Origin of the sequence: Roseibium sp. (assembly GCF_965229775.1) — a bacterium.
Classification (GTDB): Bacteria; Pseudomonadota; Alphaproteobacteria; order Rhizobiales; family Stappiaceae; genus Roseibium.
The window spans coordinates 4,941,056-4,954,903 of sequence record NZ_OZ245929.1 but is presented as its reverse complement, the minus strand read 5'-3'; the positions used below and the strand labels follow the sequence as shown (position 1 = coordinate 4,954,903).

The 13,848-nt window shown below is 60.1% G+C and carries 12 protein-coding genes; 8 read left to right on the top strand and 4 right to left on the bottom strand.

Annotated features, from left to right (window positions below):
• Positions 1-438, top strand: a complete 438-nt coding sequence (locus ACO07N_RS22355; RefSeq protein WP_421983141.1) for a GNAT family acetyltransferase — start codon at positions 1-3, stop codon at positions 436-438.
• 98 nt (positions 439-536) lie between these two features.
• Here the strand turns inward: ACO07N_RS22355 and ACO07N_RS22350 are convergent, their stop codons facing one another.
• Together ACO07N_RS22350 and ACO07N_RS22345 are read right to left on the bottom strand one after the other, a co-directional pair.
• Positions 537-1,211, bottom strand: a complete 675-nt coding sequence (locus ACO07N_RS22350) for a hypothetical protein (RefSeq protein ID WP_421983140.1) — start codon at positions 1,209-1,211, stop codon at positions 537-539.
• 51 nt (positions 1,212-1,262) lie between these two features.
• Positions 1,263-1,637: a YbaN family protein gene (locus ACO07N_RS22345; RefSeq protein ID WP_421983139.1), complete on the bottom strand. Its 375-nt coding sequence runs from the start codon at positions 1,635-1,637 to the stop codon at positions 1,263-1,265.
• Between the two features lie 143 nt (positions 1,638-1,780).
• On the opposite strand from ACO07N_RS22345, the gene ACO07N_RS22340 reads away from it, so the two are divergent.
• On the top strand, positions 1,781-2,518 hold the full coding sequence (locus tag ACO07N_RS22340; RefSeq protein ID WP_421983138.1) for a DUF502 domain-containing protein: 738 nt from the start codon (positions 1,781-1,783) through the stop codon (positions 2,516-2,518).
• Here ACO07N_RS22340 and recG read toward each other — a convergent pair whose 3' ends face one another.
• A complete protein-coding gene (recG, locus tag ACO07N_RS22335; protein ID WP_421983137.1) occupies positions 2,519-4,621 on the bottom strand; it encodes an ATP-dependent DNA helicase RecG in 2,103 nt (700 codons plus the stop codon).
• A 247-nt stretch (positions 4,622-4,868) separates the two neighbouring features.
• Between recG and ACO07N_RS22330 the strand changes: the two genes are divergently transcribed.
• Together ACO07N_RS22330 and mfd are read left to right on the top strand one after the other, a co-directional pair.
• Entirely contained in the window at positions 4,869-5,186 is a 318-nt protein-coding gene (locus ACO07N_RS22330) for a succinate dehydrogenase assembly factor 2 (protein WP_421983136.1), read from the top strand.
• A 15-nt stretch (positions 5,187-5,201) separates the two neighbouring features.
• On the top strand, positions 5,202-8,687 hold the full coding sequence (gene mfd / locus ACO07N_RS22325; protein WP_421983135.1) for a transcription-repair coupling factor: 3,486 nt from the start codon (positions 5,202-5,204) through the stop codon (positions 8,685-8,687).
• Positions 8,688-8,707: 20 nt separating this feature from the next.
• Here mfd and ACO07N_RS22320 read toward each other — a convergent pair whose 3' ends face one another.
• Positions 8,708-9,361 (bottom strand): protein-L-isoaspartate(D-aspartate) O-methyltransferase, encoded by a 654-nt coding sequence (locus ACO07N_RS22320; RefSeq protein WP_421983134.1) that lies wholly within the window; start codon positions 9,359-9,361, stop codon positions 8,708-8,710.
• 124 nt (positions 9,362-9,485) lie between these two features.
• On the opposite strand from ACO07N_RS22320, the gene ACO07N_RS22315 reads away from it, so the two are divergent.
• The 4 genes from ACO07N_RS22315 (at position 9,486) to ACO07N_RS22300 (ending at position 13,787) form a co-directional block, all read left to right on the top strand.
• Positions 9,486-9,827 carry an FtsB family cell division protein gene (locus ACO07N_RS22315; RefSeq protein WP_421983133.1) on the top strand — a complete coding sequence of 114 codons (342 nt, stop codon included), beginning with the start codon at positions 9,486-9,488 and terminating at the stop codon, positions 9,825-9,827.
• Between the two features lie 174 nt (positions 9,828-10,001).
• Complete coding sequence (pdhA, locus tag ACO07N_RS22310; protein WP_421983132.1) at positions 10,002-11,051, top strand: pyruvate dehydrogenase (acetyl-transferring) E1 component subunit alpha; 1,050 nt, start codon at positions 10,002-10,004, stop codon at positions 11,049-11,051.
• 14 nt (positions 11,052-11,065) lie between these two features.
• Positions 11,066-12,445: a pyruvate dehydrogenase complex E1 component subunit beta gene (locus ACO07N_RS22305; protein WP_421983131.1), complete on the top strand. Its 1,380-nt coding sequence runs from the start codon at positions 11,066-11,068 to the stop codon at positions 12,443-12,445.
• A gap of 16 nt (positions 12,446-12,461) precedes the next feature.
• A complete protein-coding gene (locus ACO07N_RS22300; RefSeq protein WP_421983130.1) occupies positions 12,462-13,787 on the top strand; it encodes a pyruvate dehydrogenase complex dihydrolipoamide acetyltransferase in 1,326 nt (441 codons plus the stop codon).
• The last annotated feature ends 61 nt before the right edge of the window (positions 13,788-13,848 follow it).

Sequence of the window (13,848 nt, the reverse complement as noted above, 5' to 3'; positions counted from 1 at the left end):
ATGGTGGATCACGCGGATACGGTCATTGTCCCATTTGAAGAAGGGTATCGGACCGACGTCATCGCCCTCTGGCAATCCTGTGGTCTGACGCGTGCGTGGAACGACCCGGACAAGGATATCGACCGCAAGCTGAGCGACCCTCAGGGAGGTTTTTTTGTACTGCTCAAAGGCGAGACGGTGATCGGGTCCGTGATGGCTGGCTATGATGGCCATCGCGGTGCGATCTACTATCTCAGCATCGATCCTGCGCATCAGTCTGCCGGCCTCGGACGGCGTCTCATGGAGCACTGCGAGGCGTTCCTGATCGGGCTTGGCTGTCCGAAGATCAATCTCTTCGTGAGGCAAGGCAACGAGGCGGTCATGAAGTTCTACGATGACCTCGGCTATGCCCCGGAGAAAGCTGTCGCGCTCGGAAAACGGCTGATTCCGGACGACTGATATCGGGTTTGGCGATAATCCCGAGGCTTGAGTTAGTGGTACGCTCACGGTGCCTGGCGCTGGGTGCATTGTTGAGCAAAGCAACAAATGACCCGAATTCAGTGCACAACTTTGCAACGAGAAAGCCGCAAATAACCTTCCTTGATGTGCGCCTGCCGGATGGCCTTGATCAAGGTCTCGCTCAAAAACAGGGTGGATCGGAGTTTTGGGTCAACCCAAAGATCGGGACCATCCTCCAATGCCTTAGGTGTGACGGCGATCCGGTCGTCTCCATCCGCAAATTGCCTCCAAAGCTCTTTGCCATGTTGCTCCATTGAAAATATGGAGCGCAGGTCTACGCTCTCTGCGGCACAAAACGTTCCCTCGCGAGCAGCAAGGGTGAGTGCATAGAATGGACCGGGAAGCTCGGTTTGCTTGTCGGCCTCAAAGACCGGCACCCGAGTGAGCCCTCCTGTTCCAAGGTTCACCGATGCAAGCACCTCCGCCAACTTCCCTTTAACCGCCGCGAATCCGCCAAGAAAGAAGAAGTCCTTTGTTTTGTTGAACCGTTCCGGATCAAACACGTAACAAGCCTCGGGGAAGTCTTCTCGCTGCAAGATTTCACCCCGTGACTGTCGTTGCATATCCTGCGAAACTTTTTTGGGCTTTTTGGGCACGATGTGCGTGGGCTCTTCCCAGTCGTGACCATAATATTTGGAGCGAATGCCCAGCTTGTTGCTGAGTTCCCCACTCGACAATGCGCCACTGATCCAGACCGCTTTATTGGTTTTCATGTTCCACCTTCAATTTGATAAAGCGGGAGTACATGGTGCCCGAGAACGCAATCAAGGTTCCGTCCTCGGACCGGACGGGCGGGTGACGACGTAGGTGGCGCATCCGATAATGATTATGGCGATACCTGTCGCCAGCCACGGGGCGGGGCTGGTGGACCAGTAGAAGAATAGATAGCCGACCGCCATGCCCGCAATTGCTATGACCTTGGCCTTCACCGGAATGGCTCCATGCTCGCGCCAGGCAATGACGGGTGGACCGATCACGGGATGGTTCAGGATTTTGGCTTCAAGCGCTGGGGAGGAGCGCGCAAAGCAACCGGCCGCCAGGATGAAAAAGATCGTACTCGGCAAAATCGGCAGGAAAGCGCCAATGATTCCCAGGCCCACACATCCGGTTCCCAGAAGTTTGAACGTGAAACGCCGCAATCCTGCCTCCGCAATCGGCATTTTTAGGGTATATCGCTGAAAAATTAATCGAGCGAAGTATACCGCACTGCGATAAAGATAATTATGTAGTGTGGATCACACTGTAAGACGAGCACTCAACAGGAATCCGGTCGTTTTCACCTATGAGCCGCAACAAGCATAAACCAGAAGACACGTCGATCAAAGGTCACAGACCGGGTGCGGCAACGCGCCTTCGCAACTACTTCCTGACCGGTCTGGTCATTACCGGACCCATCGGCATTACGCTCTGGCTGACCTGGACCTTCATCAAGTGGGTGGACGGCTGGGTGAAACCGTTTGTTCCCAAGATCTACAATCCCGAGACCTATCTGCCGTTTTCCGTTCCGGGTTTCGGCCTGATCGTCGCGATTTTCGTACTGACGATCGTGGGATTTCTGGCGGCCAATTTCCTCGGGCGCAGCCTGATTTCGGCAGGCGAGGGAATCGTCGGCCGCATGCCGCTCGTCCGCAATGTTTACAGTGGTTTGAAGCAGATCTTTGAGACAGTGCTTGATGAGCGCGGCAACAGTTTCACCAAGGCAGCGCTGATCGAGTATCCGCGCAAGGGTCTCTGGGCGATCGTGTTCATCTCGACCGAAACAAAGGGCGAGGTTGCGGAACGCCTGCGAGAGAAGGCAAGCACGGTTTCCGTGTTTCTTCCGACTACGCCGAACCCGACATCCGGGTTCCTGCTGTTCGTTCCCAAGGAGGACATCGTCGAGTTGTCGATGGGTGTCGAGGACGCCGCCAAGCTGGTCATCTCAGCAGGTCTGGTCAGTCCGGATCTCCCCGATATCCTCGAGGATGTCATTGCCGAGCCGGAGAAGCTTGAGCGTATCCGCAAACGCGAGGATGCCTGATCATCCTGCTCTCAGCAGCCTGATCGCCGCGTCGCGGCCGAAGAGATACAGCAAACAGCGAAGCGCCTGACCCCGGTCCGACTTCAGGTCCGGATCCGTTTCCAGAATGAGCTTTGCGTCGTCGCGGGCAACTTCCATCAGGTCTGCGTGCTCGTCTGCGCGCGCGATGCGAAAACCGGGTGTGCCGGATTGACGGGTTCCGAGAATTTCTCCGCCTCCGCGCAGTTTCAGATCTTCTTCCGCGATCAGGAAGCCGTCATTGGTTTCGCGCATGATATTGAGGCGCGCGCCGGCCGTTTCGCCCAGCGGCCCCTTGTAGAGCAGGACGCAGGACGAGGGCTTGTCGCCTCGGCCGACACGTCCGCGAAGCTGGTGCAGTTGCGCAAGGCCGAACCGTTCCGCGTGCTCGATGACAATGATGGTCGCATCGGGTACGTCGACACCGACCTCGATCACGGTCGTGGCGACAAGCACCCTGGTGTCGCCGTTCTTGAAGGCGGACATGGCGGCGTCTTTTTCCTCCGCATTCATGCGGCCGTGCACCAGTGACACCGGTTGGCGCAAGGCGTGCTGGAGCACACGATGCCGGTCCTCTACGGCGGCGAGATCGATTTTTTCAGACTCCTCGACGAGCGGGCAGACCCAATAGACCTTCTGCCCCTCCGCAATGGCAGCGCCGACGCGGGCGATGATCTCGTCCAGACGGTCGAGCGACACGGACACGGTCTTGATCGGTTTGCGGCCTGCCGGTTTGTCGGTGAGGCGGGAAACGTCCATGTCGCCGAAACAGGTCAGGACCAGCGTGCGCGGGATCGGTGTTGCCGTCATGACGAGAACATCGACACCCTGTCCCTTGCCGGAGAGGGCAAGCCTTTGGTGGACACCGAAGCGGTGCTGTTCATCGACAACGACCATGCCGAGATTCTGGAACGTGACCGATCCCTGGAACAGTGCGTGCGTTCCCACAACGAGGTCAATTTCACCGGCATCCAGTTTTTCCTGAAGCAGGCGCCGCTCTTTCTGACTGTCCTTGCCGGTCATCAGGGCCAGCCGGATGCCGGTCTTTTCGCAAAGAGGCATCATGGAGGCGTAATGCTGGCGCGCGAGTATCTCGGTCGGCGCCATAAGCCCGCCCTGCGCGCCGGTTTCGATCACCTGCGCCAGCGCCGCGAGCGCGACGACGGTTTTGCCCGAGCCGACATCGCCCTGGAGAAGGCGCAGCATCCGGGTCGGTTCGGCAAGGTCCTGGTTGATTTCCTTTATGGCGTTTGCCTGGCTTGCGGTCAGTTGGAAGGGCAGGGCGTCGATGACGGCCCTCTGCAGCTTTCCGTCCGGATTTCTGGATACGCCGCCGAGCGTGCGCATGTTGGCCCGGACCATCGCGAGCGCAAGCTGGCTGGCCAGGAGTTCGTCATAGGCGAGACGCTGCATATAGGGTGACTGCGGCTCGATGTCCTGGCGCTCCTTCGGCAGGTGCAACGTCTGCAGGGCTTCATGAAAGTCCGGCCAGCCGGTCTGCCGGAGATGCGGCAGGTTCAGCCATTCGGGAAGGTGCGGGACCCGCTCTAGTGCCGCGCGCATCGCCTTTTGCAGCGTCTTGGAGGCGAGGCCCGCCGTCAATGGATAGACCGGCTCGATTGCCGGCATCTGGGCCGCTTCTTCCGGTTTGAGCGAATAGTCCGGATGGACCATCTGCGGACGGTCGTTGAACCACTCGACCTTGCCCGACACGATCCGCCGTTCGCCTTCCGGAAAGGTTTTTTCCAGCCAGTCCCGCCTTGGATGAAAGAAAATGAAGCTGATCTGTCCGGTGTCGTCATAGGCCGGGATCTTGTAGGGCGCTTTCGAATGTCTCGGCGGTGCCTGGTGGCGGCCGATCGTGACATCAAGCGTGACGATGTCACCATTCTCCGAATAGGCAATTCCAGGCCGGTGCCGCCGGTCGATGAGGTTGTGGGGAATGTGGAAGAGCAGGTCGGAAACCGTTGCATCCCGATCCGGTTGACCGCCCACGAGCCCGGAGACGAGCTTGGCGATCTTGGGTCCGATGCCCGGCAACGTGGAGACGGGCGCAAACAGGGGATCGAGAACCGGAGGGCGCATCTTGCGTGAAGAACCTCTGCCTTGAGGCATTCGCTTGATTGAATTCTCCGCCAGTTCTGCCACGAAGCGGAGGATCGGTGCAACCGGCGGAACAATATGTGAACAAATAAGTGTGCGGGCAGGCGAGAAAGCGCTGACAATCCCGTTCTACAGCGTTATATAACCGTCACGAATTCACATGCGGCCTGCAACCCGTCGAGACGCTCCGTCTCCGGTCCGTGCTTGCCCGTTTCCAGATAGGCCACTCATGAGCGATCCCACCGGCAGGACAAGCGACACTTCCAACACCGAGCGCGACCCGCGGCGCAAGCGGATCCTGTTCCGCTGCTGGCACCGCGGCATGAAGGAAATGGACCTTTTGCTGGGCGGCTTTGCGAATGCTGAAATCGACCGGCTTTCGGAAGAAGAACTCCTGGAACTGGAACATCTTCTGACTGCGCATGATCAGGATCTTTATGCATGGATGACCGGGCGAAAGCCGTTGCCGGCCGAGTGGGACGGGCCGCTCTACCGACGGATCATCGCCTATCACGATGCAGCCGGTCCTGCCGGTTTCGTCAGTTAGACAGGAAGAATGGCCGTGTTTGACAGCCTGCTGAACGACCGGGCAAACGTGACGCTTGCCGGTGTGCCCGATGGAGCGGAGAGCTATGCGCTTGCCAGGCTGCTTGCCGAAAGCAAGACCGATGGTCTTGCCCTTGTTTTCGTGGCGCGTGATGCAACCCGCATGGCCATGGTCAGCGAAGCACTGGCGTTTTTCGAACCTGATGTCGATGTCCTGCAGCTGCCCGCCTGGGATTGTCTGCCCTATGACCGCGTGTCTCCAAATCCGGCAATCAGCGCCCGGCGGCTCCTGGCGCTCGGGCAGCTGGCGCGGGGCATACCCGAGGGACGGAAAACCGTCCTGATGACGACGCTGAACGCCGCCGTTCAGCGAATGCCGGAACGCGGGTTCATGGCGGAGCAGACGTTCTCCATGGCACCGGGAAACCAGGTCGACATGACCGCCATTTCCAACTGGATGGAAATGAACGGCTTCTCGCGCACACCGACCGTGCGCGAAACCGGTGAGTACGCCGTTCGCGGGGGGATCATCGATCTCTACGCCCCCGGTTCCGAGGAACCCGTCAGGCTCGACTTTTTCGGCGACACGCTGGAATCCATCCGCTCCTTCAATGCCGAGACCCAGCGGACATCGAAACAGCTGAAGCGTCTGGATCTCGTGCCGATGAGCGAAGTCGTCTTGTCGGAAGAGGCGATCTCGCGGTTCCGCCGGTCCTACCTGGCAATGTTCGGCGCGGCCAGCCGCGAGGACGTTCTTTATCAGTCAATCAGCGACGGCCGCCGGTATGCGGGCATGGAGCACTGGCTACCGCTGTTCCACGAGCGGCTCGAAACGCTGTTCGACTATATCGGCGATACACCGCTTGTCCTGGATGCGAACGCGGCCGATGCGGTGCGGGAACGGCTCGATCAGGTATCCGAACACTACACCGCGCGCCAGGAAGCCAAAGAGATGGGGGCGAGCTCCGGCACGGTGCCCTACATGCCGGTGGAACCCGGCAAACTCTATTTTTCGGAAAGCGAGTGGATCGCGGCGACCGCGGACCGCGCAAGCGCCGCGCTCGATCCCTTCACGCCGCCGCCGGGTACCGGAAAAACGGTTATTGAACTTGGCGGCAGACAGGGTCGCAGTTTCGCAGCCGAACGTACCGCCGGCGACGTCAACATCTTCGATGCCCTGACAAGCCATGTGCGCGAGCTTCAGGCCGCGGGCAAGCGGACCGTCATTGCGTGCTGGTCCGACGGATCCCGGGATCGGCTCGGGCAGATCCTGGGCGATCACGGGCTCGGAGCCGTTCAGGACGTCGCCACGCTCAAGGACGCGGACCGGCTCCCTGCCAAGACCACCGCGCTGTGTGTGCTCGGCATCGAACACGGTTTTGAACTGAAAGATATCGCCTTCGTCGGCGAACAGGACATTCTCGGTGACCGGCTGGTGCGCAAGTCGCGGCGCAAGTCCAAGGGCGCCAATGTCATCACCGAGGCGACGGGGCTTTCCGAAGGCGATCTCGTGGTTCATGTCGAACACGGTATCGGCCGGTTCATCGGGCTGAAAACGATCGAGGCGGTCGGTGCGCCGCATGATTGCCTCGAGCTGCAATATGCCGGTGGTGACAAGCTTTATCTGCCGGTGGAGAATATCGAGCTGCTGTCGCGCTACGGGTCCGAGGACCAGGAAGCGCAACTGGACAAGCTGGGCGGCGGTGCCTGGCAGGCGCGCAAGGCGAAGCTCAAGAAGCGCATCCTTGAGATCGCCGACGGTCTGATCAAGACAGCTGCCGAACGTGCCCTGAAAACCGCGCCCGTGGTGGAAACGCCGGAGGGGGTCTACGACGAGTTCGCGACCCGGTTCCCGTATGAAGAAACCGACGACCAGCTGACGGCGATCGACGCGGTTTTCGAGGATCTTTCCTCCGGGCGTCCGATGGACCGCCTGATCTGCGGCGATGTCGGCTTCGGGAAAACCGAAGTCGCGCTGCGTGCTGCCTTCATCGCCGCCATGTCGGGCCGCCAGGTGGCCGTTGTCGTGCCGACCACCTTGCTCGCCCGGCAACACTACAAGACCTTTTCCGAGCGGTTCCACGGGCTGCCGATCAATGTCGGCCATGCCTCCAGGCTCGTCCCCGCGAAACAGTTGACCCTGACCAAGAAGGGTATCGCCGACGGGTCGGTCGACATCGTCGTCGGAACCCACGCGCTGTTGGGAAAATCAATCACGTTCCGCGATCTCGGGCTGCTGATCATCGATGAAGAACAACACTTCGGGGTCAAGCATAAGGAACGCCTGAAGGAACTGAAATCCGACGTTCACGTCATGACCCTGTCGGCGACGCCGATCCCGCGCACGCTGCAACTGGCGCTGACCGGTGTGCGCGAGCTTTCCCTCATTGCGACGCCGCCGGTCGACCGGCTGGCCGTTCGCACGTTCGTCTCGCCCTTCGATCCGCTGGTCGTGCGCGAGGCGCTGCTGCGGGAACACTACCGCGGCGGCCAGAGCTTTTACGTGTGTCCGCGCCTGTCAGACATCGCGGAGCGTCTGGCCTTTCTGGAAGAACAGGTGCCGGAACTGAAAGTTGCCGTTGCCCACGGGCAGATGCCACCGGGTGAACTGGAGGACGTGATGAACGCGTTCTACGAGGGCAAGTACAATGTTCTCCTGTCCACCACCATCGTGGAATCCGGGCTGGATATTCCCACCGCAAACACGCTGATCGTTCACCGCTCCGACATGTTCGGCCTCGCCCAGCTCTACCAGTTGCGCGGACGCGTCGGGCGGTCGAAAACGCGCGCCTATGCGCTGTTCACCGTTCCGGCCAACAAGACGCTCACGGCAACGGCCGAGCGGCGTTTGAAGGTCCTGCAATCGCTGGAAACCCTCGGAGCGGGCTTTCAGCTTGCCAGCCACGACCTCGACATCCGCGGTGCAGGGAACCTGCTCGGCGAGGAGCAGTCCGGACACATCAAGGAAGTCGGATTCGAGCTCTACCAGCAGATGCTGGAAGAAGCGGTTGCACAGCTCAAGGATGGCGGCGCGGAATTCGGCGAGGAACAGTGGTCGCCCCAGATCAACATCGGTACGCCGGTGCTCATCCCCGAGGACTACGTTGCGGACCTGCAACTGCGGCTCCAGCTTTACCGGCGGCTCGGTGATGTGGTCGAGGCCGAGGAGATCGACGCCTTCGGTGCCGAACTGATCGACCGTTTCGGACCGCTGCCGGAAGAGGTCCAGCATCTTCTGAAGATCGTCTACATCAAGGGCCTGTGCCGCAAGGCGAATGTGGAGAAGGTCGACGCCGGGCCGAAGGGCATGGTCATCGGTTTCCGCAACAGCGAGTTTTCCAATCCCGCGGGCCTCGTTTCCTACATTTCGGAACAGGGCGTTCTTGCCAAGATCCGCCCGGATCAGCGCGTCGTGCTGACCCGTGACTGGGAAAAGACCGACTCGCGTCTCAAGGGCACCGCGACGATCCTGACGAAACTGGCGAAACTGGCGGCTGCGTAAGGCGAAAGGTCGTCTTTCTTTCAGACGTCTCTCCAACCTTCCTCACCGATCAGAGGCACAAAAGCGACACCGCCGAGATCTTCCGTTGAGAACTCGGTGTCGGATTTCTTGCGAACCCGGTAAAGCGACTGGACAGATCTCGATTGACCAGCCGGGATTACAAGCCGGCCACCGATGCTCAGTTGTTGCTTGTAACTTTCCGGAACAGACGGCGCTGCCGCTGAAACCAGTATAGCGTCGAACGGCGAATCCTTAGGGAGTCCCAGTGTTCCATCCCCGCAATGGACGGTGACGTTCGAACAGTCTGCTTGCGCCAGTGTTTCCCGTGCCTTCTCCGCAAGTTCCGGGATACGCTCAATGGTCACCACGCTCGCACACAGTTTGGAAAGAACAGCCGCCGCATAGCCGGAGCCGGTACCGATTTCCAGAACCTCGTCCGTTTCCTTCAGTTCAAGCAGATCGCACATGAGGGCGACCACATAGGGCTGGGAGATTGTCTGATAGAAGCCGATGGTCAGCGGCCTATCGTCGTAGGCATGTTCCTGGAGGCTGCTCTTCACGAAAAGGTGCCTTGGAACCGCACGCATCGCGGCAAGAACGCGCGGATTTTCAAGGCCGCGGCGTTCCAATTGCTCGCGTATCATGGTGTCGCGCTCGGTTTCATGCGGATCCATCGGCTCGCTCCGGCTTTCCCGAAATTTGGATGCATTTGAATAGCAATCTCAAGACTCTATTAAACCTAACCTCGCATAGTGGTGACACCAAGCGGCCATCAGTACAGCGTCAAGGTCCTCAAGAGTGCCCCGAGCAGCGACACGTCAGCGAAAACAATCCTTCCTCCGCCGTCTCATCACGCCTGCAATTGCCATTGCGGCCCTTGGTTATTTCGGGTTCCATGCCATGAGCGGGGAGCTTGGAATGGTCGGGCGCGCCATGATCGAAAGCCAGGTTTCGGAATTGGAATCAGATCTGGAAGACCTGATTGCCGAGCGCCAGGAACTGGTTGCCCGTGTCAGCCTGCTCCGCCCGGAAAGTCTCGATCCTGATATGCTCGACGAGCGCGCGCGGCTGAACCTCAATCTCGTGCATGCGAACGAACTGGTCGTGCTGCGTCCCGGCCGCCGTTACGAAGTGAACTGATTTTCAGTTCATTTTTGCGTGTTAACAAAATTCCAGTTAAAATTAAATTTATTTCACTTTTTCAGCGACTTAAATCGCTTCATATGTCCCGTTAAATATGATTGGATTGACATGTGCAACAGGATAAGTTGCAGCTACCTGTCTTAGGGGAAACGTCACGCCGAGAAGAGGGTTATGGCCACAGCATCAAAGACCACTTCCGCTCGCTCCAAGAGCGCCAGCCGGACCCGCAGCACCGCCAAGAAGGCGAAGCCTGCGATCGCCGAGTTCGACAAGGACGATGAACTCCACGCTTACCGTGAAATGCTTCTGATCCGCCGATTCGAGGAAAAAGCCGGACAATTGTACGGCATGGGCCTCATCGGCGGTTTTTGTCATTTGTATATCGGGCAGGAAGCTGTCGTCGTCGGTATGCAGATGGCCAAGAAGGACGGCGATCAGATGATCACCGGCTATCGCGACCACGGCCACATGCTGGCAATGGATCTCGATCCGGGTGCGGTCATGGCCGAGCTCACCGGACGCCGCGGCGGCCTGTCCAAGGGCAAGGGCGGCTCCATGCACATGTTTTCCAAGGAAAAGCATTTCTACGGCGGGCACGGCATCGTGGGCGCACAGGTGTCGCTTGGCACCGGTCTCGGATTCGCGAACAAGTATCGCGAGAACGGCAATGTCTCCATGGCGTTCTTCGGCGATGGCGCCTCCAACCAGGGCCAGGTCTATGAAAGCTTCAACATGGCCGAACTGTGGAAGCTTCCGGTCGTCTACGTGATCGAGAACAACAAGTACGGCATGGGCACGAGCGTCTCGCGTGCGTCCGCGACCACGGACCTCTCCCAGCGCGGTGCGTCCTTCGGTATTCCGGGCGAGCAGGTCGACGGCATGGATGTGCGCGCGGTCAAAGCGGCCTCCGACAAGGCGCTTGCCTGGTGCCGTGACGGCAAGGGTCCCTACATTCTGGAGATGATCACCTACCGGTATCGTGGCCACTCGATGTCGGATCCGGCCAAGTACCGCTCCAAGGACGAAGTCCAGAAGATGCGGACGGAGCACGACCCGATCGAACAGGTCCGGGCGCGTCTGATCGAGAAGGGCTGGGCGTCGGAAGACGATCTCAAGGCCATCGACAAGGACGTGCGCGCGCGCGTTGCCGAAGCCGCCGAATTCGCACAGAACGATCCGGAGCCGGATGCGTCTGAACTCTACACGGACATTCTGCTCTAAGGCCGGGGGAAAATATGCCGATTGATATTTTGATGCCGGCGCTCTCGCCGACGATGGAAGAGGGCAAGCTCGCCAAGTGGCTCAAGGCCGAGGGCGACGCCGTTACCGCAGGCGACGTGATCGCCGAGATCGAAACCGACAAGGCCACGATGGAAGTCGAGGCGGTCGACGAGGGAACGCTTGGCAAGATCCTGGTTCCGGAAGGGACGGACAACGTCAAGGTCAACGAGAAGATCGCCGTGCTTCTCGGCGAAGGGGAAGATGCAAGTGCGATCGATGCAGCTGCCGCTGCGCCTGCCGCCGCCGCGCCGGCCCCTGCTGCAGCCGAAGCACCGAGCGCACCCGCGGCGCCTGCCGCCCCGGTCGTGTCGGAACCTGCCGAAGACCCTGAAATTCCGGCGGGAACTGCCATGAAAAGCTCCACGGTGCGTGAAGCGCTGCGCGATGCGATGGCCGAAGAAATGCGCCGCGACGCCGATGTCTTCGTCATGGGCGAGGAAGTTGCCGAATACCAGGGTGCCTACAAGATCACCCAGGGCCTCCTGGATGAATTCAGCGCAAAGCGCGTGATCGATACACCGATCACCGAACACGGTTTCACCGGCCTCGGCGTCGGTGCCGCGATGGCGGGGCTGAAGCCGATCGTCGAGTTCATGACCTTCAACTTCGCCATGCAGGCGATCGATCAGATCATCAACTCGGCAGCCAAGACGCTCTACATGTCCGGCGGACAGATGGGAGCGCCGATCGTCTTCCGCGGCCCGAACGGTGCGGCGGCCCGCGTCGGTGCACAGCACTCGCAGGACTATGCGTCCTGGTATGCGCATGTGCCGGGCCTCAAGGTGGTCCAGCCGTATTCTGCGGCTGACGCGAAAGGCCTGCTGAAAGCAGCCATCCGCGATCCGAACCCGGTCATTTTCCTGGAGAATGAGATCCTTTACGGGCATTCGTTCGAGATCCCGGACATGGACGATTTCGTTCTGCCGATCGGGAAAGCGAAGGTTGAACGAGGTGGCACGGACGTCACGCTCGTCTCCTGGGGCATCGGCATGACCTACACGTTGCAGGCCGCCGACGAACTTGCCGCAATGGGCATTTCCGCGGAAGTCATCAACCTGCGCACGATCCGTCCGCTCGATATCGAAACGGTGCTTGCTTCCGTCCGGAAAACGGGCCGGATCGTCACGATCGAGGAAGCTTTCCCGATGTGTTCGGTCTCCTCCGAGATCGCCTTCCAGGTGCAGGAACAGGCCTTCGACTATCTGGATGCGCCAATCCTGCGCGTGACCGGCAAGGACGTACCGATGCCTTACGCGGCAAATCTTGAAAAGCTTGCATTGCCGAGCGTTCCGGAAGTCATCGAAGCGGTCAAGGCCGTGACGTACACAGCCTGAGGCGAGGGAGACGGACATGCCAATCAATATCACCATGCCGGCCCTTTCTCCGACCATGGAAGAGGGCAACCTTGCCAAATGGCTGGTCAAGGAAGGCGACCAGGTTTCCGCCGGCGATGTCATCGCGGAGATCGAGACCGACAAGGCCACGATGGAAGTCGAGGCCGTGGACGAGGGAACGGTCGGCAAGATCGTGGTTCCCGAAGGCACCGCCGGGGTCAAGGTCAACGAACTGATCGCCGTGCTTCTTGAGGACGGCGAGGATGCCGGATCCATCGACACGGCCTCTGCCAGCCCGGCACCTGCTGCTGCTGCCGCACCGGCTGAAGCGCCGGCCGCGGCTGCACCTGCTGCAGCAGCGCCCGCACCTGCGGGTCCGGCGCCTGTCACCAATGACGGCTCGCGCATTTTTGCCTCGCCGCTTGCGCGGCGCCTTGCCAAGCTGAACAGTCTTGATCTCGCTGCGCTTACAGGCACCGGTCCGCATGGCCGGATCGTCAAGCGCGACATCGAGGCAGCCATAGCGGCAGGAACCGGAAAGGCTGCCCCGGCAGCCGAAGCGCCGAAGGCGGCAGCATCTGCGCCGGCACCTGCAACAGGGCCGTCCGCGGATCAGGTTCTGAAGCTGTTCGACGAGGATTCCTACGAACTCGTGCCGCATGACGGCATGCGCAAGACGATCGCGAAACGCCTGACGGAGTCCAAGCAGACGATCCCGCATTTCTATGTGTCGGTCGACTGTGAACTCGACGCGCTTTTGGCGCTGCGGGCGCAGCTCAACGGTGCTGCTGCAACCGACAAGGACGGCAAGCCTGCCTACAAGCTGTCGGTGAATGACATGACCATCAAGGCCCTGGCACTGGCGTTGCGCGATGTTCCGGACGCGAATGTTTCGTGGACCGACGAGAACATGGTCATGCACAAGCATGCGGATGTCGGCGTTGCCGTTTCGATCCCGGGCGGACTGATCACCCCGATCATCCGGCGGGCGGAAGAAAAGCCGCTGTCCGTCATCTCCAACCAGATGAAGGACCTGGGCAAACGGGCAAAAGAGCGCAAGCTGAAGCCCGAAGAGTACCAGGGCGGCACCACAGCCGTTTCCAACATGGGCATGATGGGCGTGAAGGACTTCTCGGCGGTCGTGAACCCGCCGCACGCGACCATCCTTGCCGTTGGAGCCGGCGAGAAGCGCGCCGTCGTCAAGAACGATGCGGTGGCGATCGCCACGGTCATGACGGTGACGCTCTCCACGGACCACCGCTGCGTCGACGGTGCACTTGGTGCGCAGTTGCTGGGCGCCTTCAAGGGCTACATCGAAAACCCGATGAGCATGCTGGTCTGATGCATGTTCTGCGGCGCGGTGATGATGCCGCGCCGTATCTGAACGATGATTTCTTTCGCCG